19 protein-coding genes and 1 pseudogene are annotated in these 22,070 nt (G+C 61.4%); 13 read left to right on the plus strand and 7 right to left on the minus strand.

Annotation, left to right across the window (positions count from 1 at the left end):
- The first annotated feature begins 332 nt into the window (after positions 1-332).
- From ACQZ6J_RS13255 to ACQZ6J_RS13315, 13 genes and pseudogenes are all read left to right on the plus strand, one after another.
- Entirely contained in the window at positions 333-716 is a 384-nt protein-coding gene (locus ACQZ6J_RS13255; RefSeq protein WP_449084386.1) for a hypothetical protein, read from the plus strand.
- A 159-nt stretch (positions 717-875) separates the two neighbouring features.
- Positions 876-1,250 carry a FixH family protein gene (locus tag ACQZ6J_RS13260; protein ID WP_449084459.1) on the plus strand — a complete coding sequence of 125 codons (375 nt, stop codon included), beginning with the start codon at positions 876-878 and terminating at the stop codon, positions 1,248-1,250.
- A complete protein-coding gene (locus ACQZ6J_RS13265) occupies positions 1,247-2,689 on the plus strand; it encodes an efflux RND transporter periplasmic adaptor subunit (RefSeq protein ID WP_449084387.1) in 1,443 nt (480 codons plus the stop codon). The genes ACQZ6J_RS13260 and ACQZ6J_RS13265 overlap by 4 nt, the downstream gene beginning before the upstream one ends.
- Entirely contained in the window at positions 2,686-5,859 is a 3,174-nt protein-coding gene (locus ACQZ6J_RS13270) for an efflux RND transporter permease subunit (RefSeq protein ID WP_449084388.1), read from the plus strand. Before ACQZ6J_RS13265 ends, ACQZ6J_RS13270 begins: the two co-directional genes overlap by 4 nt.
- A gap of 129 nt (positions 5,860-5,988) precedes the next feature.
- Positions 5,989-6,342: an ArsR/SmtB family transcription factor gene (locus ACQZ6J_RS13275; protein WP_449084389.1), complete on the plus strand. Its 354-nt coding sequence runs from the start codon at positions 5,989-5,991 to the stop codon at positions 6,340-6,342.
- Between the two features lie 38 nt (positions 6,343-6,380).
- The gene (locus tag ACQZ6J_RS13280) at positions 6,381-6,908 is read left to right on the plus strand and encodes an arsenate reductase ArsC (protein ID WP_449084390.1); all 528 of its coding nucleotides are present in this window, start codon (positions 6,381-6,383) and stop codon (positions 6,906-6,908) included.
- Position 6,909: 1 nt separating this feature from the next.
- Positions 6,910-7,968 (plus strand): ACR3 family arsenite efflux transporter, encoded by a 1,059-nt coding sequence (gene arsB, locus ACQZ6J_RS13285; protein ID WP_449084391.1) that lies wholly within the window; start codon positions 6,910-6,912, stop codon positions 7,966-7,968.
- Positions 7,965-8,393, plus strand: coding sequence for an arsenate reductase (glutaredoxin) (gene arsC, locus ACQZ6J_RS13290; RefSeq protein WP_449084392.1), 429 nt, complete (start codon positions 7,965-7,967; stop codon positions 8,391-8,393). Before arsB ends, arsC begins: the two co-directional genes overlap by 4 nt.
- Complete coding sequence (gene arsH, locus ACQZ6J_RS13295; protein ID WP_449084393.1) at positions 8,386-9,096, plus strand: arsenical resistance protein ArsH; 711 nt, start codon at positions 8,386-8,388, stop codon at positions 9,094-9,096. The genes arsC and arsH overlap by 8 nt, the downstream gene beginning before the upstream one ends.
- A 75-nt stretch (positions 9,097-9,171) precedes the next feature.
- Positions 9,172-9,379: pseudogene (locus tag ACQZ6J_RS13300) on the plus strand (ISNCY family transposase); the annotation flags it as partial.
- Positions 9,380-9,595: 216 nt separating this feature from the next.
- The gene (locus ACQZ6J_RS13305; RefSeq protein ID WP_163985253.1) at positions 9,596-10,636 is read left to right on the plus strand and encodes an amino acid ABC transporter substrate-binding protein; all 1,041 of its coding nucleotides are present in this window, start codon (positions 9,596-9,598) and stop codon (positions 10,634-10,636) included.
- 112 nt (positions 10,637-10,748) lie between these two features.
- Complete coding sequence (locus ACQZ6J_RS13310) at positions 10,749-11,843, plus strand: amino acid ABC transporter permease (protein WP_449084394.1); 1,095 nt, start codon at positions 10,749-10,751, stop codon at positions 11,841-11,843.
- Positions 11,840-12,901 (plus strand): amino acid ABC transporter permease, encoded by a 1,062-nt coding sequence (locus ACQZ6J_RS13315; protein ID WP_449084395.1) that lies wholly within the window; start codon positions 11,840-11,842, stop codon positions 12,899-12,901. The genes ACQZ6J_RS13310 and ACQZ6J_RS13315 overlap by 4 nt, the downstream gene beginning before the upstream one ends.
- A gap of 185 nt (positions 12,902-13,086) precedes the next feature.
- Here the strand turns inward: ACQZ6J_RS13315 and ACQZ6J_RS13320 are convergent, their stop codons facing one another.
- The 7 genes from ACQZ6J_RS13320 to ACQZ6J_RS13350 form a co-directional block, all read right to left on the minus strand.
- The gene (locus ACQZ6J_RS13320) at positions 13,087-14,376 is read right to left on the minus strand and encodes an NtaA/DmoA family FMN-dependent monooxygenase (protein ID WP_449084396.1); all 1,290 of its coding nucleotides are present in this window, start codon (positions 14,374-14,376) and stop codon (positions 13,087-13,089) included.
- Positions 14,377-14,397: 21 nt separating this feature from the next.
- Positions 14,398-15,321: a hypothetical protein gene (locus ACQZ6J_RS13325; protein WP_449084397.1), complete on the minus strand. Its 924-nt coding sequence runs from the start codon at positions 15,319-15,321 to the stop codon at positions 14,398-14,400.
- A gap of 11 nt (positions 15,322-15,332) precedes the next feature.
- Positions 15,333-16,583: an acyl-CoA dehydrogenase family protein gene (locus ACQZ6J_RS13330; protein ID WP_449084398.1), complete on the minus strand. Its 1,251-nt coding sequence runs from the start codon at positions 16,581-16,583 to the stop codon at positions 15,333-15,335.
- Positions 16,584-16,727: 144 nt separating this feature from the next.
- Positions 16,728-17,720, minus strand: a complete 993-nt coding sequence (locus ACQZ6J_RS13335; protein ID WP_449084399.1) for an ABC transporter permease — start codon at positions 17,718-17,720, stop codon at positions 16,728-16,730.
- Positions 17,721-17,722: 2 nt separating this feature from the next.
- Positions 17,723-18,673: an ABC transporter permease gene (locus ACQZ6J_RS13340; RefSeq protein WP_163985246.1), complete on the minus strand. Its 951-nt coding sequence runs from the start codon at positions 18,671-18,673 to the stop codon at positions 17,723-17,725.
- Positions 18,666-20,276 carry a dipeptide ABC transporter ATP-binding protein gene (locus ACQZ6J_RS13345; RefSeq protein ID WP_163985245.1) on the minus strand — a complete coding sequence of 537 codons (1,611 nt, stop codon included), beginning with the start codon at positions 20,274-20,276 and terminating at the stop codon, positions 18,666-18,668. The genes ACQZ6J_RS13340 and ACQZ6J_RS13345 overlap by 8 nt, the downstream gene beginning before the upstream one ends.
- A gap of 16 nt (positions 20,277-20,292) precedes the next feature.
- The gene (locus ACQZ6J_RS13350) at positions 20,293-22,050 is read right to left on the minus strand and encodes an ABC transporter substrate-binding protein (protein ID WP_449084400.1); all 1,758 of its coding nucleotides are present in this window, start codon (positions 22,048-22,050) and stop codon (positions 20,293-20,295) included.
- Positions 22,051-22,070 lie beyond the last annotated feature (20 nt).

Raw genomic sequence — 22,070 nt, forward strand, 5'->3', positions numbered from 1 at the left:
ACAGTTGGGCCAGTTAGAGATGCGACAGTCTCGCCTCTCGATGCGCTGGTCAATGCCAACGTCGGGAGCAAGGATGACGATCTTCAGCCTGGTCGAGCACAAGGTTCTGGTCAACAAGATGGCATGGGCGTCGGTAAAAATCAGTTCGCAGAACTCTGCTTGGAATGCCCGTCATGGCACCCTCTAAAACAATTATCGACCACGGCGGCGACCGAGCCTTGGGTCCGGCCGTCAGTCAGCGTGTTCGGATCGAGCGATGTCCGGCGTCGCGCGGCAACACATCTCCGTGAGCCCGCTTCCAATTCCGCAACCGGCATGCCAATATTTTGCCCATGAAATTGCTGAGGGTCGCCCGTCGTCTGTTCCTGCTCGTCGCCATGCTCGCGGTCGTCGTCGGCCCGATGAGCATCGGGGTGGCCAGCAGCGCCATGGCGTCTTCGGGTGCGGCGACGATGGAGGCTATGGGCAGCGTCATGCCCGGCATGCAGATGGCGGAAGAGATGCCATGCTGCCCCGAGAAGCATCCCGTCAAGCTGGATTGCGCCAAGGGCTGCCCGCTGGCCCTGGTCTGCACGACCTCGATCTTCGCCCATGCTCCAGACAGCCATGGCTGGTCGTTCGCCATTTCCTGGCAGTCCCACCGCTACGGTTTGCTGCCGACATCGCAACTGATGTCCGCATTCGTCGAGCCTCCGGCCCGCCCTCCGAAAGCCTGATCTCCCGCCATTGTTGAAACATGCCTGCGGATAGCGTGGAACGCCTGAGCGCGTCTCCTTCTGCCCAATGGCTATCAATTTTGACCCGAGGACGCGATCAACACATCCGTCCCGATGAGATCGAAAATCATGAACAAGCCCTCTCTTTCCGCGGGAGCGATGCTCCTTGCCGGCGTACTGATCGTTGGCTCCGCCACCGTGACTCTTGCAGCCTCCCAGGACTACGAATTCCAGCCTGTTTCGACCGATGTCAAACAGGGACAGGGATCATTGGTCTCCGTGCGCCTGATCGACAAGCGGACCGGCAAACCCGTTCCCGATGCCGTCATCTTCACCACCCGCATGGACATGGCCCCGGAGGGCATGGAGATGATGACAACGCCCGTCGAGGCCGCCACCTCGACCGAACCCGGCGTCTATGCTTTCAAGACCGACTTCACGATGGCGGGCGGCTGGCGCTTCAAGCTTGCCGCCAAGATCCAGGGTGAACCTGATACGGTCCAGGGCGAACTTGTCCTGAAGGCCGCGCCTTGAACACGCCATCCCGTGTGGCAGCCACGCTCTCCCTCGCCGTATTGTTCGGCGGGGGAGGCTATTGGGCTGGCACGAACGATCTTGGCGCGCGGCTCGGACTTCATCTTGTTAAGCCCGCTCTTGCCACGCCCGCCGCTTCCATGATCGCTCCAGCCGGGGCGATCATCTATTACCGTCATCCGGACGGCCAACCAAGGTTTTCCGCAACACCGAAAAATACCGAGGATGGACGACCATTCATCGCCGTCCATGCCAGTGAGGACGTGAGCTTCGCCACGGCGGCACCCAAACCGGTCGAAGCGGCAGCGACCGCAACGTCATCCGACACCACCGCGACGAAGGGAAAACTTCTCTATTATCGCAACCCGATGGGCCTGCCCGATACTTCCAAGGTGCCGAAAAAGGACTCCATGGGCATGGACTATATCCCGGTCTTCGAGGGCGATCAGAGCGATGCCTCGACGGTAAAAGTCTCGCTCGGAAAACTGCAGCGCACGGGCGTGAAGACGGCCACCGCCGAGATGACCGGCATCAGCCGCAAGATCCAGGTGCCCGGTACCGTTGCCCTCGACGAGCGGCTTGTCAGCGTCATTTCGATGCGGACGGATTCGTTCGTGGACGACGTCGCCAATGTCACCACTGGAGACCGCATAAGGAAGGGCCAAAGCCTCTTCAGCTTCTACTCCAAGGATATAGCGACTGCCGCCTCCGAGTATGCGGCCGGGAGAAACGACGGCCGCGGCGATGCAGACGCGGGCTCCGCTCTGCGTCTGAAAAATCTCGGCGTTCCCCAGCAGGTGATCGATACGATCGCGCGGACCCGTCAGGTGCCGGCCAGTATCGGCTACGTCGCCCCGCGCGACGGCATCATCCTCGAGCGCGCGGCGACAACAGGCATGATGGCCAAGCCCGGCGACGTGCTGTTCCGTATCGCCGATATCTCCAACGTATGGGTGATGGCCGACGTGCCGGAATATGATCTGGCGTCGGTCCGCGACGGAGCAGAGGTCAATGTCACCGTCAGGAGCCTTCCCGGCAAAACGTTCAGGGGTTTGATCGATCTGATCTATCCGCAGGTCGATATGCAGACACGGACGACGAAAGTGCGTATCGAGCTTCCCAATCCTGATGGCGTGCTCTTGGCCAACATGTATGCCGACGTCGAGATCGAGGCCGGCGCGCAAAAGCCAGTGGTCGCCGTGCCGAACAGCGCCGTGATCGATACCGGTGACCGGCAGGTCGTGTTCATCGACAAGGGCGACGGCCGCTTCGAGCCAAAGGATGTCAAGCTCGGCGCCCGGGGCGAGGATCAGACGGAGATCATCGAGGGCGTCGCCGCCGGCGACAAGGTGGTGGTTGCCGCCAACTTCCTGCTCGACGCCGAAAGCAACCTGAACTCGGCGCTCAGCGCCATGACATCAGAGGAGACGAAACCATGATCTCCCGCCTCATCTCGTGGTCCGCCCACAATCTCGTCCTGATCTTCGTCGGTGCGGCACTTGCGGTCGCGGGCGGCATCTACGCCCTGCGGTCCCTGCCCCTCGACGCCATCCCCGATCTCTCCGACATCCAGGTGATCGTCTACATCGAATATCCGGGCCAGGCGCCGCAGGTGGTCGAGGACCAGGTGACCTACCCGCTGACGACCTCGATGCTGACCGTGCCGAAATCGAAGGTCGTGCGCGGCTTCTCCTTCTTCGGCGTCTCCTTCGTCTACGTGATCTTCGAAGACGGCACCGATCCCTACTGGGCGCGCAGCCGGGTGCTGGAATATCTGAACGCCGCCCAGAGCCGGCTGCCGCAGGGCGTGACGCCGACACTCGGGCCGGATGCGACGGGCGTGGGCTGGGTCTATGAATATGCCGTCGTCGCCAAGCAACTATCGCTCGCCGAGTTGCGATCGCTGCAGGACTGGGTGATCCGCTTCGCCGTCTCCAAGTCCGAAGGCGTGTCCGAGGTCGCGAGCGTCGGCGGCTTCGTCAAGCAGTATTCGATCGTCGTCGACCCGGCTCGGCTGAAGGCGCAGGGCGTCACGCTCAACGACGTCGCCAATGCGGTGCGCGCCAGCAATACCGACGTCGGCGGCCGCACGGTCGAACTCTCCGAGTTCGAGTTCATGGTGCGTGGGCGCGGTTATCTCAAGGGCATCCCTGACATCGAGAATATCGTCCTGAAGAGCCGGAACGGCGTGCCGCTCAAGCTGAGCGACGTCGCCAGGGTCGAACTCGTTCCAGACGAGCGACGCGGCATCACCGAACTGAACGGCGAAGGCGAGGTCGCGAGCGGCATCGTGCTGCAGCGGTTCGGGGCCAATGCGCTTGATGTCATCGACAACGCCAAGAAGAGCCTCGATTCCATCAAGAGCAGTCTTCCGGCGGGGACCGAAATCGTTCCTGTTTACGATCGCTCCACGCTCATCGAAGCTGCCATCGAAACCCTGAAAGGCACCTTGGTCGAGGAATCGATCGTCGTCGCCCTGGTGACGATTGCCTTCCTTCTCCATGTCCGCAGCGCCCTTGTTGCCATCATCATGCTCCCCGTCGGCATCCTGATGGCCTTCATTGCCATGAAGCTGCTCGGCATCGGGGCGAACATCATGAGCCTCGGCGGCATCGCCATCGCCATCGGCGCAATGATCGACGCGGCGATCGTCATGATCGAGAACGCCCACAAGCATCTTGAACGGGCGCCACCCGACAAGCCGCGAGTGGAAATCCTGGTGGAAGCGGCAAGCGAGGTCGGACCGGCGCTGTTCTTCAGCCTGCTGATCATTACGGTGTCGTTCCTGCCGATCTTCACGCTGGAATCGCAGGAAGGCCGGTTGTTCGGCCCGCTCGCCTTCACCAAGACCTTCTCGATGGCCGCCGCCGCGCTGCTTTCGGTGACGCTCGTTCCTGCGCTGATGATCCTGTTCGTCCGGGGATACATCGTCCCGGAACATAAGAACCCTCTGAACAGATTTCTCATATGGATTTATCGTCCGGTCATATCGGGCGTTTTGCGCGTGAAGACGCTGACCATACTGGCGGCGCTCGTGATCCTCGGGGTCACCGTCTGGCCCGTCCAACATATCGGCAGCGAGTTCATGCCCAATCTCGACGAGGGCACGCTGATGTACATGCCGACCACCCTGCCCGGCATATCCATCACCAAGGCGGCGGAACTGATGCAGACGCAGGATCGCATCATCAAATCGTTCCCCGAAGTCCAGAGCGTCTTCGGCAAGGCCGGACGCGCGCTCACCGCCACCGACCCCGCTCCAACGGAAATGTTCGAGACGATCATTACATTGAAGCCGAAATCGGAATGGCGGCCCGGGGTCACCACCGACAGTCTGAAGCGGGAGATGGATGCAGCCCTGCAGTTCCCCGGCGTCTCCAACGCCTGGACCATGCCGATCCGCGCCCGCATCGACATGTTATCGACCGGGATCAGGACGCCTGTCGGCGTCAAGGTCTACGGCACCGATCTCGGTGAGATGGAGAAGATCGCCCGTCAGATCGAGACCGTGCTGAAGACTGTTCCTGGAACCTCAAGCGCCTATGCGGAGCGGGTGATCGGCGGCTACTATCTCGATATCGTTCCAGATCGGACGGCGCTCGGGCGCTATGGCTTGACCATCAACGATGTCCAGGACGTCGTCGGCATGGCACTGGGCTCCGAGGTCGTGACCCAGACGGTCGAAGGCCGGGAACGCTATGGCGTGGCTGTAAGATATCCACGGGCAGCCCGAAGCGACCCGCAGTCGATCGCCAGGGACGTGCAGATATCCTTGCCGGGCGGCGGAACGGTTCCGCTCGGAGAGGTCGCCGACGTCAAGCTGACCCGCGGCGCGACGACGATCCGTACCGAGAACGGCCAGCTCGCCGTCTACATCTACGTCGACATCGCCAACCGCGATCTCGGCGGCTATGTAGCGGAAGCCCAGCAGGCGGTTGCCAAGAGCGTGACAATGCCATCAGGCTATTCCGTCGCTTGGAGCGGCCAGTTCGAATATCTCGAACGGGCGGAGGCCCGGCTTGCCGTCGTCGTTCCCCTGACGCTGGCGCTGATCTTCCTGTTGCTCTACCTGAACTTCAAGGCGCTGACCGAGACTGTCATCGTCATGCTGTCGCTCCCGTTCGCGCTGGTCGGCGGCATCTGGCTGATGTGGTGGATGGGTTTCAACGCGTCGGTGGCGGTCGCCGTCGGCTTCATCGCGCTGGCGGGCGTCGCTGCCGAGACCGGGGTGATCATGCTTATCTACCTCGACCATGCGATGAAGGAGCGGCGCGAAGCCAGCGAAAAGGAAGGCCGCACCTTCTCGAAGCTGGACCTCAACACGGCGATCATGGTCGGCGCGGTCGAGCGCGTCCGGCCGAAAATGATGACCGTCGTCGCCATCATGGCCGGCCTCGTGCCAATCCTCTGGAGGACCGGCACGGGCTCGGAAATCATGCAGCGCATCGCCGTACCCATGATCGGCGGCATGGTATCATCGACCTTGCTGACGCTGATCGTCATTCCGGCGGTCTATGGGCTGATCAAGGGGTGGCGGCTGCCGGCAACAGCCGAATCAGCAAGTGCCGCCTCGGACGACGACGATCGCGGCCTCGAAGCCGCCGAATAAGACCGGTTATCGAGGGAGGGTCGCGCCTACGTGTGTCGGCCCTCCTTTGTCGACTGAAAGCAGCTTCCATGTACTGATCGAAAAGAACCTTCAGTTGACATCTCCCAACACATCCATCATTCTGGATATATGGAATCAAAACTCGCGATCGCGGCACTGGCCGCACTGGCACAGACCACCCGGCTCGAAACTTTCCGTCTGCTCGTGAAGGCGGAACCGGAGGGTGTTCCGGCGGGAGAGCTGGCCCGAATGCTCGACGTCCCGCAGAACACCATGTCCGCGCATCTCGCCACGCTGCAGCGCGCCGGCATCGTCAAGAGCGAGCGACAGAGCCGCTCCATCATCTATCGCGCCGATCTCGAAGGGTTCCGCGCACTGACCCTATTCCTCCTCAAGGACTGCTGCGGTGGGAACGCGGAGTTGTGTGCGCCTCTGATCGCCGATCTCACACCCTGCTGCCCGCCGGAGGCCTCCCGAACATGAGACTAAACAGAGCACCGACCTAACACGGACGCAAACCAATGACCGACAAGACCTACAACGTGCTCTTCCTGTGCACGGGCAATTCCGCACGTTCCATCCTCGCCGAATCCATCCTGAACAAGGAAGGCGGCGGACGCTTCAGAGCCTTCTCCGCCGGTAGCCAACCCAAGGGCGAAGTCAACCCTCACGCCATCAGGGAACTCGAGGCGCTCGGATATCCGTCCGCGGGCTTCTCGTCAAAAAGCTGGGACGTCTTCGCCGAACCAGGTGCACCGCAGATGGATTTTATCTTCACCGTCTGCGACAGCGCGGCCGGCGAAGCCTGCCCGGTCTGGATCGGTCATCCCATGACCGCACACTGGGGTATCGAAGACCCGGCAGCCGTCCAGGGAACGGATATTGAGATACAGAGAGCGTTCAATCAGGCAGCACGGTTCCTGAGGAACCGCATATCAGCGTTTCTCGCCCTGCCGCATTCCAGCGTCGACAGGCTCGCTCTCGAGCAGCATTTGCGCCAGATCGGCACGCTCGAAGGCGCATCCGTGAAATCCGCAAAGGCGGAATGAGATGTCCATCTTCGAACGATATCTGACCGTCTGGGTCTTCCTCTGCATCGTCGTCGGCATCGCGCTCGGCCACATGATGCCGGGCGTCTTCCATGCCATCGGCGCAGCCGAGATGGCGAAGGTGAACATCCCTGTCGCCGTACTCATATGGCTGATGGTCATCCCGATGCTGCTCAAGATCGACTTCGGGTCGCTGGCCAAGGTCGGCAGCTACTGGCGCGGGATCGGCGTGACGCTCTTCGTCAATTGGGCGGTCAAGCCTTTCTCGATGGCGCTGCTCGGCTGGCTGTTCGTCGGCTGGCTCTTCCGTCCCCTGCTCCCGGCCGACCAGATGGACTCCTATATCGCGGGGCTGATCATTCTGGCGGCGGCTCCGTGCACGGCGATGGTGTTCGTCTGGTCGAACCTCACGAAGGGCGAGCCGCACTTCACCCTGTCGCAGGTGGCGCTGAACGACGCCATCATGATCGTCGCCTTCGCGCCCATCGTCGGCCTGCTGCTGGGCCTCTCGGCGATATCAGTGCCGTGGGACACGCTGACGATCTCGGTCGTCCTCTACATCCTGATCCCGGTCGCCATCGCCCAGGTCGTCCGCAAGCTGCTCACCGCCGACGGCACGACGCGGTCTCTCGACGCCCTTCTGTCCAGACTGCAGCCGCTTTCGCTCGTCGCGCTGCTCGCGACGCTGATCCTGCTCTTCGGGTTTCAAGGAGAGCAGATCATCGCGCAGCCGACGATCATCGGCCTGCTGGCGGTTCCGATCCTGATCCAGGTCTACTTCAACTCCGGGCTGGCCTACCTGCTGAACCGGATGTCGGGCGAACAGCATTGCGTCGCCGGACCATCGGCCCTGATCGGGGCCAGCAACTTCTTCGAACTCGCCGTCGCCGCTGCCATCAGCCTGTTCGGCTTCCAGTCCGGAGCGGCACTCGCAACCGTCGTCGGCGTCCTCATCGAGGTTCCGGTCATGCTGTCGGTCGTCTGGATCGTGAACCGCAGCAAGGGCTGGTACGAGGCCGCACCCGCCGTCGCCAAGAACACCGCAACCGAAAGGCCATGACCATGGACGTCACCATCTATCACAATCCCGCCTGCGGGACCTCGCGCAACACGCTGGAGATGATCCGCAACGCCGGCATCGAGCCGACCGTGATCGAATATCTGAAAACGCCGCCGTCGCGCGCCGAGCTGACGAAGATGATCGTGGACGCCGGCCTGACCGTCCGTCAGGCCATCCGCGAGAAGGGAACCCCCTACGCGGAACTCGGGCTCGACAACCCCGCTCTGACCGACGACCAGTTGCTCGACGCCATGCTGAAGGATCCGATCCTCATCAACCGGCCGTTCGTCGTCACGCCGCTTGGGACCAGACTGAGCCGACCTTCGGAGGTCGTGCTCGACATCCTGCCCGACACCCACAAGGGCGCCTTCACCAAGGAAGGCGGCGAACGGGTTCTCGACGCGGAGGGCAAGCGCATTGTCTGAAGGATTCCCGGCCCTCGATGAAAACCATCTCCGCCAGCCCGACCTCAACGCCCTTCGTCCGTCATTCTCCGCGCACAAGCCCCGGATCCTGATCCTCTACGGCTCGATCCGCGAGGTCTCGTACAGCCGGCTGCTCGCTCACGAATCCCGCCGCCTGCTGGAGCGTCTCGGCTGCGAAGTCAGGCTCTTCGACCCAAAGGGACTACCCCTGCCGGACGATGCCCCCGCAAGCCACCCAAAGGTCCAGGAGCTCAGGGAGCTTTCCGAATGGTCCGAGGGACAGGTCTGGATCAGCCCGGAGCGTCACGGCGCGATGACGGGCGTCATGAAGTCCCAGATCGACTGGATCCCTCTGGCTGTCGGCTCCGTCCGGCCGACGCAGGGCAAGACGCTCGCGGTGATGCAGGTGTCCGGCGGTAGCCAATCCTTCAACGCCCTGAACCAGATGCGCGTACTCGGTCGCTGGATGCGGATGCTCACCATCCCGAACCAGAGCAGTGTCGCGAAGGCCTTTCAGGAATTCGACGCCGACGGGCGGATGAAGCCGTCGCCATACTACGACCGCGTCGTCGACGTCTGCGAGGAACTGGTGAAGTTCACGCTGCTGACACGCGACGCCTCACCCTACCTGACCGACCGCTACAGCGAGCGGAAGGAGGACGCCGAGAAGCTTGAGCAGCGGGTGCAATTGGAGTCCATCTGACGGCTGGCAGCTATTCGGCGCAACCGCGCCCACGAGGAACTCCCGAGCACGACCGACACCTGAGGCGACTGCGCTCCTGCCCGGTCCGACGACCCGCATCGGCGGATGAATCTTGCACCGGATCGGTTGTCCGAGATCCTGTGCAAGCGCGAGCAGCATTGTGTCGGATCGCAGCTGACGTTTTCGTTTGAGCGCAAGTGGATCCTGCCGCAGGAAAGAGACCGAGGTGACGCGCGGTCTGCTCCGTCGTTATGTGGAAACCTATGCCTATGCGGTTGCCCGAACCTAAGATGCAAAGCGGTATCAAGGCAAAGTTCGGCCACCGCAAACGCCTGAAACGAAATGATGAATTAATGAGCAAATCGTTTCATTTTCATCCGGCGATCCGCAATAATCTATCTATTCTATAGATAATAAGTATTTAAGTTAGTTTTTGCCGGTGGCTGATCCTCCCAAGTTTGATGCCGCCGGCGGGGGCGATACATTAAAGGAGCATTTCATGCGACCCATTTCGATACTTCAGTCTTTTAAAAGCACTATTGGCGCTCTGATACTCGCTGCGACGGCCCTTGCGCCTCTCGCAGCCGAAGCGGGGCAAACCCTCGACAAGATCAAGGAGCGTGGTCTTATCAAAGTCGGCGTGGGCACGACACCGGGCTTCTTCACACCCGACAGCAATGGCCGGTGGCAGGGCTTCTTCGTCGATTTCGGGCGGGCGCTGGCGGTTACGGTCTTCAACGATCCCGACAAGGTTGAATTCACCAACTCCTCACCGCAGCAGCGTCTTCCCGCATTGCAGGCTGGTGAATTTGACATTCTCCTTTCCGGGGTGACGGAAACCATCACCCGTGCTTTCAAGCTCGGCTTCCACTTCGGGCCTGTCGTCTTCTATGATGGCCAGGGGCTGCTCGTTCGCAAGGACCTTGGTGTCACCAAGGGCGAAGATCTCGATGGGGCGACGATCGGCGTCCAAAGCGGCACGACGGGTGAGCTCAACATCGCCGATTTCTTCCGGAAGACCGGCAAGAAGTTCACCCCTGTCACGATCGAGGAAACGAGCGAGTTTACCAAGGCGCTCGACACCGGCCGCGTCGATGCTTTGACGCAGGATTCGACCGATCTGGCCGCGAAGCGGACCCAGCTCACCAAGCCCGACAATTACATCCTTCTGCCGGAACGGCTTTCCAAGGAGCCTCTTGCACCTGCCATCCGCGCCGGCGATGACCAGTGGCTGGAGATCGTCAACTGGACGGTTTACGCCACGATCCAGGCTGAGGAGTTTGGGATTACCAAAGAGAACGTCGATACCTTCCTGACGAGCGACGATCCGGCGATCAAACGCTTCCTCGGCGTCGATCCCTCCCTCGGCGAGGCGATTGGCCTCGATCCGAAATTTGCCTACAACATCATCAAGGCTGTCGGCAACTACGGGGAAATCTTCGAGCGCAATGTCGGCAAGGGTACGCCGCTCAATTTCGATCGCGGCTTGAACCAGCTCTGGACCAAGGGCGGCCTCATCTACTCTCCGCCCTTCCGCTGATCTCATGCCGTTGTTGCATATGGCATCACGGAACAGTTCCGAACCGGGCTTCGCGAAGCCCGGTTTCCCGGATCGAATCCGTCAATGGCTCGGTCCTTCACCGCTGACCCAAGTGGCAGTGCTACTCCTCATCATCGCGCTTTTCTGCTATCTCGGCGACAATGTCATCGAGACGATGCACAGGCTCGGCCTGAAGCCAGGCTTTGCCTTCCTTTCTCAACGAGCAAACTTCGAGATCGGCGAGAGCCTGATTGCTTATTCGTCTTCGGATACGTATGGCCGGGCGCTCCTGGTCGGGCTGTTCAACACGATCAATGTTGCCTTCTTCGGATGCCTGCTCGCGACCGTCTTCGGCGTGATCCTCGGGATCGCCCGTCTTTCCGGAAACCGTGTGCTTTCGTCCTTCGTTCGCGGCTATGTCGAGATATTCCGCAACACGCCGCTTCTGCTCCAGCTCTTTCTGTGGAGTGCGATTTTCCATAGCCTCCCGCCGCCGCGCCGAGCGATCGACGTTTCCGGCAGCTTCTTCCTCACCAATCGCGGCGTCTTCGTCCCCAAGCTGATCGTCGATGGGCCTTCCATATTGATCTGGCTGCCCCTCGCCGGCGCTGCCGCCTGCGTCACAATCTTCGTCTTGCGACGCCTGTTGTTCGGCCGGCGTTTTTACGCAAGCCGTATCGCTATCATCGCCGTTGCGGTTTTTATAACGATCTGCTGGGCGGCGGGTGTTCACATATCAGCCGAAATACCTGCAAGAGGCGGGTTCAACATCAGCGGCGGCCTGTCGCTGACGCCGGAATTTGCCGGACTTCTGACCGGGCTCGTCTTCAACGCCGCCGCCACCATCGCCGAAATCGTCAGAAGCGGCATCCAATCGGTTGGAAACGGCCAATGGGAGGCCGCCCGCGCGCTGGGGCTGCGGCCCGGCCATATCATGCGGCTTGTCGTTCTGCCACAGGCGCTCCGCGTCATCACGCCACTGATGACATCGAGCTATCTCGACCTGACGAAGAACTCGAGCCTCGCCGTGGCTATCGGCTTTCCCGATCTTGTGAATGTCGCCAATACAACCGCCAATACGACCGGCCAAACGCTGGAGGCGCTCGCGATTATCGCGATCGCGTATCTGTCGATCAATCTGGTCGTCTCCATTCTGATGAACCTCTATAATCGAAATATAATGCTCAAGGATGCTCGGCAGCGATGAGCGAATTGCAAATCACACTTCCCAAGCGCGCCCGGCGACCCCTGACAGCAGGACTTTTCGACAGCAAGCTGAATGGCTTCATAACCCTCGCTTGCCTTGCCGTCGCCATTTGGTTTCTCATGCCCCTGTGGCGCTGGGCTATTGACGACGCCGTCTGGGCCGGGCCGGCACAGAACTGCAACGTCGATGGCGCCGGAGCCTGTTGGGCATTTATCGGCGCGAAATTCCGCTTCATCATCTTCGGCTTCTATCCGCCCGCCCTGCAATGGCGCCCTACTCTGGTCATTCTCGGGATCGAGGCTCTGCTTTTCCTATCTGCAAAACCGCAATTCTGGAGCAAGCGACTTCTTATTCTCTGGCTTGTTGCCGTGCCTGTCTGCTGGCTGCTGATGGCCGGCACTCTCCTACCGCCGGAAGCTCCGACCAACCAATGGGGCGGATTGCCGATAACGATCCTGGTCTCGCTGATCGGCCTCGCCACTGCCTTTCCCCTGGCCTTGCTGCTGGCTCTCGCACGTCGATCCAAAATGGGCATCCTGCGAAGCCTTGCCGTGATCTTCATCGAATGCCTGCGCGGCGTCCCGCTGATCGCCGTGCTTTATGTCGCAATGCTTATCGTTCCGATGGCGCTGCCGGCAGACGCGCTGCTGGACAAACTGATGCGCGCGCAAGTCGGCATCACCTTCTTCGTTTCCGCTTATCTGGCCGAAGTCATTCGCGCGGGTCTGCAATCGATCCCGGCTGGTCAAACGGAAGCAGCCTATTCCCTCGGTCTGGGCTATTGGCGGACAGCACGGTTGATCGTGCTGCCCCAGGCGCTGAGGACAGTCATTCCGGCCATCGTCAATCTATCGATCGGCATCTTGCTCAATACTTCGCTGCTTGCCGTCATCGGCATCACCGACCTTCTGAACGCAGCAAAGACCGCAGCAACAGACCCGAACTGGCTCGGCTTCTATACGGAGACGTTTATCTTTGCCGCCTGCATCTATTTCGCAATCAGCTTCGCCGCCTCGCGATACAGCCTGTGGCTGGAGGCGCGGCTGCGGGCACGGTGACGACGGTTGCACGAGTCGGCGAATCCCCTCGCCTCCCGGAAATGAACGGCAGCATATCGGTTGCCGTCATTTCTCCCATCATTCGATCGGCTACACCTGACCCATGACGCTTCCTTTTGCACGGGCAAAACGAACCGCAAATCGGATAAACATCGAATTCCAAAGCCGATCGGCTGCGACGGGCCTTAGAAGGGAGGCGTTGGTGACGCTGCCTGGAAATGTTCGCGCAGCGTCTCGGTCTCGTATTCGTGGCGGTACAGGCCGCGCCTGCGCAGAATCGGCACGAGTTCGTCGACAATCACGGCAAGACCATCGATCAGGCGATCCGGCTGCAGGTTGAAGCCGTCGATGGCTCCGGCGTGGAACCAATCTTCGATGTGGTCGGCGAGTTGCTCGGGCGTGCCGACGAATCCGGCATGACCCGACCCGGTATACCGCGTCTGCTTGAGATACTCGCGCACGGTGGGGTTGGTCTTGCGGATCTGCGTGATGATCGATTCGCGAAAGCCGATACTGCCGAGGAAGGTCTGGGTGTCCTTGATCGGGCCGAGGACATCCTCGGGAAACGGCTCATCCAGTTCGAGTTTCGAGGCGTCGTAGCCGATCGCCTGTGACAGCCAGGCGATGGAATATGATGGCGGGCCTGCGTCATGGATCTCATCGCTGCGGCGACGCGCCTCTTCCTCGCTGCTGCCCAAGCTCAGCAACAAGCCTGGGAGGATCTTGATATCGTCGGGTGAACGGCCATTACTCCGCGCGAGACCTTTGACCAAACGGTAGTGCTCGATGGCTTGATTTTTGGTGAGTTCGGCCGCGAAGACACCTTCAGCCGCGCGTCCCGCCAGGGCGCGACCCTGCGGCGAACCACCCGCCTGGAAGATGACCGGGTGGCCTTGCTTCGACGGCGGCACCCGCAAACGGCCGTCGACATCGAAGAATTCACCATGGTGATGCACATCTCGACCCGTGGCCGCGGATTCCCACAATGCCCGCACGACATCGACGAATTCGCTTGCACGCTCGTAGCGATCGTCACGAAAGGGGATATCGGGCATGCCGAAATTGCGCGCGGCAGGCACGCCGCGCGTGGTGACGACATTCCACGCCGCGCGACCACCCGTTTGTTGGTCCCATGAGAGGAAGCGCTCGGCGAGTTCGAAAGGGTCGTTGAAGGTGGACGAGGCGGTGGCGACAAGGCCCACGCGCGGGGTTGCCGCGGCCACATGACCCCAGTTCACCGTTGGCTCGAGGCGGATCGGATTGGCGTCATAGGCTGGGTCGCCCAGCAGCGGGCCATCAGCCAGGAATATGGCGTCAAGGGTGCCGCGTTCCGCCGTCTTGCCAAGGTTCGTCCAATAATCCGGGTCAATGAAGGAATCCTTCTTCAACAGCGGCGTCTTCCATGCCGCCGGCAGATAACCTAGCACCAATGCGTTGATCCCGAGGAGGACGTGACCAGATCGCTTGTTTGTCATGAGTGATATCTCCGTTGCTCTCTAAAGAGAGACATGCGGTTGCGGCAGAGGGAAAGCCGCGCGCGCCGTGGACGGCAGCGGCGCTGGCGCCGTCAGGTTTAACGCGGTGCGCAGAGATCCGCCTGGCGCGATGGGAGCAAAACCATCTGCAAGCCACCGCTCGGCGGTGTCGAGGAGATCACCCACCGACTGCTCAAGGCCCGCGCGCAGCACGACACCCGCAACAGCATGTGGCGGCGGCTCCTGCCCCAGAGCCACGATCGGCACAGAGCCCGAAGCGCCCAGGACAAGCTCGATCGGGTCGTTGGCGCTTGCCGGCGGGATATCCGCAGCCGTTGCGGCATACCACGCGATCACCGACGCGCCTGTGGATGGCTCGGGTGCGTTCAATGGCCCCGCGATGGAGAAGCTGTTGTTGATATCGACATGCACGATACGATTCGACTCCACCAGGATGCCGGTCTCACGATTGCCGATGATCGAGTCGTACGGCCAGCTCTGCTCGAGCGCGCGCACCGCAAGGGCGGCGTCATAGGCCGTCTGAGCGGTGAGCGGCGCCCCACCGCCGAGCCCTGCTCCACCCCAGGCCGGTGCTTCCTTCGGACCTTCGGGGGCATAGGCGTCGCGCACGCCGATCAGAAGGCCGCTGCGACCATGCGAAAGGTGGGCAAGCGAGGCGACGCGGCGCGCGACATTGTACGGGTGGTCGCGCTGCGGCGTCGCAGTGATGAGGAAACGACCGTAGTTGGTGGCACCGGCCAAAGTGGCGCCGGCGGCACTGCTGGTCAGCGTGACCGGCGCCGGCGCGCTGCCATCGACACGGTCGATTCCCAGCACGCTGAACGCAACCGGCAATCTATCCCATCGCGACAGCAGAGCGCGGCTTGCGGTAAGCTCTATCAAATGCGGCCCGGCCAAGCCAAGCGCAAGGTAGGGTTTGGTCATCCTGCGTCTCCCTAGTTGCCTTGGCCACCGCGACCGAGCCGGGCGATGCTCGACACGGGCGACTTGTCGTTGACGAAGTAGTCGCCGAGGATGCGCGCCTTGTAGGCGACCGGATTATGGGATGCGAGGGTGCGCGCATTGCGCCAGTGGCGGTCGAGAGCGGTTTCCTCGGAGGTTGCGGACGCCCCGAGAGCGCCGAAGATGTGCGTGGCGGCAAAGAGGACGCCGTCGATGATCGCGAGTTGCGCCTGCGATACAGCCACTTCTCCAGCTGTCGCCCGCTCGTCGCGCAAGGCAACGTCGCCGGCGGCATGGGCAGCGGCGATGCGGTCGAGCGAATTCGCGGCACGGCGTAGCGCTGTCTCCGTGGAGAAAACCCGAACCGACACCTCGCCGATCACTTGCAGCAGCTGCGGGTCAAGCGCCGGTACCGGATCGAGACCTTGCGGGTAGTTGCGCCCGCGCGACTTGAGCGCCGCAATACCGTCGCGCAGGATCGCACGCGTAATACCCGTGAGCACGGCCAGCAGCGCCGTTTGATAGAAGTGCCCCTGGTAGACGACGCGCTCGCTCGCCGGGAAGACGTCGCCCTCATGCGCAACGGCATCCCGGTAGGTGGCGCTGCCGCTTGCCGTGGTGCGCTGGCCAAAACCCGGCCAGTCGTCAGTAAGCACGACGCCCGGCTGGTGACGGCTGACCAGTGTAGTAATGAGGGAACCGTCTTCGCCCTTGCCGATCACGTCCAGCCAGTCGGCATAGAGACTGCCGGTGGCATAGAACTTCGCGCCGGTGACCTTGTAATGATCGCCTTCGCGGGTCACGGTCGTCTTTATGGTCGCGTAGGTGCCGTTATTGGCTTCCGTCCAGCCGCCGCCAACGAATTCGCGGTCACGGAAGCGCTGGAACCAGCGGTCGTTGGTCGGTGACGGCCGCGCGTTGAGACGGTCTTCGATGAAGGCCAGGTGATTGCGCCATACGTGGGCGACATTCGCGTCTGCCTCCGCCAGCAAAGCCAGGAGATAATATGTCTGTTCAAGCGAGGCGCCCCATCCGCCAAACTCCTCAGGTACGCGCACCAGAGCGAAATCGGCATCCTTGAGCCACTGCACCTGTTCCAAAGGAAAAGTACGATTGCGTTCACGCTCGACATTGCCCTCGGCGATACGGTCGAAGACCGGTTGGAAGCGCGCCACGAGGTCTTCTTCCGTCGCGGTGGCGGGGCGCAAGTAGGTCAGCGAAGTTGGGGCATCCACTGCGGTCATATTTGTTCTCTCCTTCTTAGTGGTGCTGCATCGAGAAACGGGGGAACGGAATGTGTCTCCGGGCTTGTTCGGTCGCGGTCGCGCGTTGTGCTCATGCCTGGATTTTTCCATCGTATGGATGGTGAGCCTGATCCGCCAAGATGCTCAGTTTCGATTTGCCGGATCGCGCCACAGCGCGACAAGGTCGACCGCGAGGGTCGTGAGGATGAAAGCGGCGGCGGCAAAGATGGTCGTGCCGATGACGACGGGGAAATCGCCATCCAGAGCGGCAGTGATCGCCATGCGGCCAACTCCATCCAGACCGAAGATCGTTTCCGTCACGATTGCGCCCCCCATGATGGAGGCAAGCTCCAGCCCGCCGAGCGTCAGTATCGGATTCAACGCCGATTTCAGAGCATGGGAGAAATAGATCCGGCGCTCGGGCACGCCCTTGGCCCGGGCCGTGCGGATGAAATCATGCCCGAGCACGTCGAGCATGCTCGCCCTGACCATGCGCTGAAAAATCCCGATCTCCGCAATCGCGAGCGTCGCCCACGGAAGCACCAGATGTCGCGCCCATTGCAGCGGGTCCTCGCTCAAGGGAACGTAGCCGCTGCTGGGGAACCATGAAACGCCGTGGTTCGATAGCTGGAAGAAGAAGAAATAGGAGATCAGGATACCGCTGAGGAACGTGGGAACCGAAAGGCCGACGTAGGCGAGGAAGGCGAGTAGGTGGTCGATGAGCCGGCCATGCCAGCGCGCCGCGACAACACCGGAAATGATGGCGATCGTCATCCAGATGATCACCGCGCCAAAGGCCAATGAGAGCGTCACCGGCGCCTTGGCGAGGATAAGATCCGTGACGGGCGCCTGCTTGCGAAAGGAAAAGCCAAGAGCCGGTGGCCAGTGCATCAAGCCCATCGGCGCGCCCTGGATGTCCGGACCGCGGAACAGGTAGTGCCAAAGCTGCAGATACCAGGGCTCGTCGAGGCGAAGCGCTCTCGCGACGCCGTCAATCGTTTCCTGCGTCGCATTGCGCGGCGCCAGCATCGCGGCGGGATTGCGATAGGCGATCCTGGTGATGAAGAACGAGAGGATGAGGACGATGACGAGCGTCGAGAGCGAACGCACGGCGGTGGAGGCAAACCGGCTCACCATGATCACGCGCCTCTATGATGGGGATCGAGCACGGTTCGCAGCCCGGCGCTCAACGTATTGAAGCCCACCACCGTCAGGAACAGGGCGAGGCCGGGCCCTGCCAGAAACCAGGGCTGGTTCTGATAGAGGGACGTCCGCTGCGCTTCCGCGATCATATTGCCCCAGCTGGGCATTGGCGCCTGAATGCCAAGACCGAGGAAGGAGAGGGTCGCCTCCGCGACGATATTGGCGGGCAGCTGCACGGCCCAGTAAACAAATATCGTCGGCAGGATGTTCGGCAGGATATCGAACCAGATGATGCGCGCCCATGACGCGCCGATCGTGCGCGAGGCCTCCACCATCGGACTGGTGCGCAGTTCCACCACGAGCCCCCGCGTGAGGCGGGCGAAATAGGCCCAGGAAAACAAGGCAATGACGAGGATCACCACGATGACCGGCGGAACGATCGGCTGGCCCGTTCCCCCTCGGTTGAGCGACAAAAGGCTGAGTGCCGTCACCACGAAGGGAAAAGAGAGAGCGACGTCTATGGCCTGCGAAATGATACGATCCGTTCGGCCCGCGAAAAAGCCGCTGACCAGGCCGATGGCCGTACCGATGATCATCGCGATCGTTGTCGCCGGAATGCCGACGATGAGCGAAACCTGCGCACCGTAAAGGGTTCTGACCAGCACATCGCGGCCGTTTCCATCGGCTCCGAGAGGAAAGTCGAGTGTCGGGCCCGTGGGCAATCCCATTTCATCGAGCGCCGTATCCTGGAACTGTTCCATCGGACCGTGCCCCAGGAGATTGGCGACCGCGGGCGCCGACAGCGCTGCCAGCAGTACGAAGCCAACGATGATGGCGCCGGCGCGCACCGCCCTTTCGCGCCACAGGCGCTTCAAAAGCAGGGTGAGCGGCGACGGAGACGGGTCGGAAGGCGCCAGGGCGGCGACGGACTGAATGCGGTCAGCCATGGCTCACCTCTTCAAGCTCTGCATCGGCCGATAGACGCTTGTTTCCTGGAATGGATGCGAGCAACCGTCGAGTGTAGTCGTGGACCGGGCGCCTGAAGACCTGTCGCGTCTGGCCGGTTTCCACGATCTGTCCCTTTTCCAGCACGATCACCCGGTCGCATAGCTCGCCGATGACGCCAAGATCATGTGAAATGAACAGGAAGGAGACTCCGAGCTTGTCGCGAAGCCGGGAGAGCAACCTGATGACCTTTGCCTGGGTGGTGATGTCGAGGGCGGAAACCGGTTCGTCGGCAACGATCAGGGAGGGCCGGAGCGCGATCGCTCTCGCAATGGCGACTCGCTGCCGCTGCCCGCCGGACAATTGCGACGGCAACCGGTTCAGAATCTCTTCCGGCAGTTCCACGTCGGCCACGAGTTGTTTCACTTTCTCGCGCAGTTCCGCCTTGCCGATGGAGCCATGAATGACAAAGGGATCGGAAAGGATGGCCTCGATCCGCCGTCTGGGATTGAGGCTGGCATAGGGATCCTGAAACACCACTTGGATAGCCTTGCGCAGATCGCCCTGCAGCAGGACGCCGCCGGATCCGGGCTGGGAATAGTCCCTTCCCCGCAAGCTGATCAGACCCGCGTCGGGCCGGTCCAGACCGGCGATCAGCCGCCCTATGGTCGATTTGCCGGAGCCGGACTCACCGACGAGGCCGAGGATCTCTCCTTCGCCTATGGTGAAGGAGACGTCATCGAGTACCGAACGCGTGCCGAAGGAACGGGCAATTCCATGCATGGCAAGCAAAGGGCGGGACGCTTCCCGGCCTCCGGCCGCCGCGTAGGTCTTCGGGCCGCCGAGGCGCGCCGCACCCAACAATTCCCGGGTATAATCCTGCCGTGGCCGGAGATAGATCTCGGCCGCAGGCGCTTTCTCGATGACGACGCCTTCGCGCATGACGACAACGTCGTCGGCAATGTCGGACACGACCGCGAGATCGTGGCTGACGAAAATCAGCGCGGTTCCGTGCTCCTGCTGCAGACGCTTGAGAAGATCGAGAATGGCCGCCTGAACGGTGACGTCGAGAGCCGTCGTCGGCTCGTCCGCAATGATCAGTCCTGGATCGAGCGCGATGGCGATGGCGATCATCACCCGCTGGCGCATGCCGCCGGAAAGGTGGCGTGGGTAGTCCGCGAGCCGCGCCTGCGGATCGGCAATACCGACATTGTCGAGAAGCGCCAGCACGCGCTCGCGCCTCTCCCTGCGACCAACTCCGCCATGAACCGAGATCGCCTCGCCGATCTGCTCGCCGATCGTCTTCAAGGGGTGCAGATTACTGAGCGGATCCTGGAAGACGAAACCGATCTTCGCGCCGCGAAGCCTGCGTAATTCCCTATGGGGCAGACCGAGGATCTCCCGGCCGCAGTGCCGCACGCTGCCCTCCACCACGGCGGAAGCCGGCACGAGCCCCGTCGCGCCGAGAAGGCTGGCGCTCTTGCCCGACCCGGACTCGCCGACAATTGCAAGCGTCTTTCCGGCTTCGACGGCGAAGGAGACACCCCTCACCGCCTGGACACCGCCGAAGCGAACTCGTAGATCATTTACGGAAAAGACGGACATCAAACTACGCCACTGCCTAGTTCTTCACCGCGATGTTGGTGATGTCGGCCTGCACCGCGAGCGAAGACCAGGTCCAGTGGGTGACGCGGTCCGACGTGATGGCGATCTTGCGCTTTTCGAAGAGCGGGATCCAAGGCAGATCGGTTGATACGATCTTGTCCGCTTTGGTCCAGAGTGGGGTCGCATTGTCGGACGGATAAGCTTCGGCGGCGAGTTTGTTCAACTCCGGATTGCTATAGCAAATCGCATACACATTTCCGGTGCCACACGGCGCGGCATCCGAGTTCAGCCAACCACCGAGCAGCATTCGCGTGCTCGGACCTTGCCAATCGGGTGAAAAGCTGCCGTTCAGGAACACGTCCCAACGCGACTTCGGATCCTGAATGTAAGCCCGCCATCCACTGGCAGGTGCCGGGATTAGGTTCAGCGTAATGCCAGCAGCCGCCAAATCCTCCTTGAGAGTGACCGCAATCGTTTCGTTCTGTGCGTTGGTACGATAGAGCGCGTCGAGCGTGATGCCATTAGGATAACCGGCCTTCGCCAAAAGCTCCTTCGCTTTTGCCGGATCTCCCTTGTTGCCTGCAGTCGGATAAGGATCGAACTGTTCGTAGCCCGAGATGGTGGAGGTGATGATCTGCGACAGAGGTACGGCCGCGATCGATCCGCCTTGCGATTGAACCAGATGGGCGCGATTGACCGCATAGGACAAGGCCTGGCGCACCTCCGGCTTGCGCAACGCCTCGATACCTTCGCTGGTGACATTCTTCTGCGCGTTTATGGTGATGAAGTTGGCCGAGCCGCTGTTGGTCGCGTGCAGGTAGGGGCTATTCTTAGATACATATTGCTGGATGGTGCCACGCGGAGGCGCGTCGAGATAGAGCGAGAGATCGGCCTCCCCGGTCTGAATCTTCTGAACGACTGCATCTTCGCTGTTGGCGGTGAAATCGACATCGATCTCATCGACATAGGCCTTGCGGGCTTCGTCCGATTCCGGCTTGAAGTTCTTGGCCTTCTTCAGGACCAGCTTCTGGCCCTGATCGTAGGAGGCAACATAGTACGGCCCGCTCGATGGTAGATTCTTTCGCGATTCCAGTGCGTCCGGGAAATATTTCGACGCGATTTCAGGCGCCACCGGCGATACGAAATTCATCGAGAGAATATTGAGGAAGTCGTAGTTCTTGGTATCGGAATGGATCACCAGGGTCTTGTCATCCGGAGCTGATACACCGGAAATCTCGTGACTATCGATAAAGGCCTTGCTTGCCGCCAGATCCCCGGTCGGCACTTTGGAAAAATCCTTGCAGTATTCGACAAAGCCCGACAGCACGAGATTGAAATAATTGATGGCTGCGACCTGCTTGTTGGGGTCGCAGAAGCGCTTTATGCCGTAGACAAAATCGCCGGCGACGATCTTACGTTCGATGGAGCCCGAGAAGAAAATGTCGTCCTTCAGATGAAACGTATAGGTCTTGCCGTCCGGACTGACGTCCCAGGATTTGGCCAGATCCGGCACCAAGGTCGTATCTTCCTTGAGGCCGATCGGCGAACCGGGATAGGTAACGAGCTGGCGTGTCGTCGCACGCAAAATTTCCCAAGATTCAATGCTGTAGCCGGTTAGCGGGTCGAAAGCGTCGAGATCGGCTTCAAGCGAGGCGATGTGCAGCGTGCCACCGAATTTCGGCTCATCGGCAAACGCCGGGGCGCAAAGGGCCGTGTAAGCCGCGAGAAAAGAAACGGCGATCCGCCTGGCGCGGAGAAAGACAGTGACATGCATTGGGAGTTTGCCTCGGCTTC

The organism is Rhizobium sp. A37_96 (assembly GCF_053521765.1).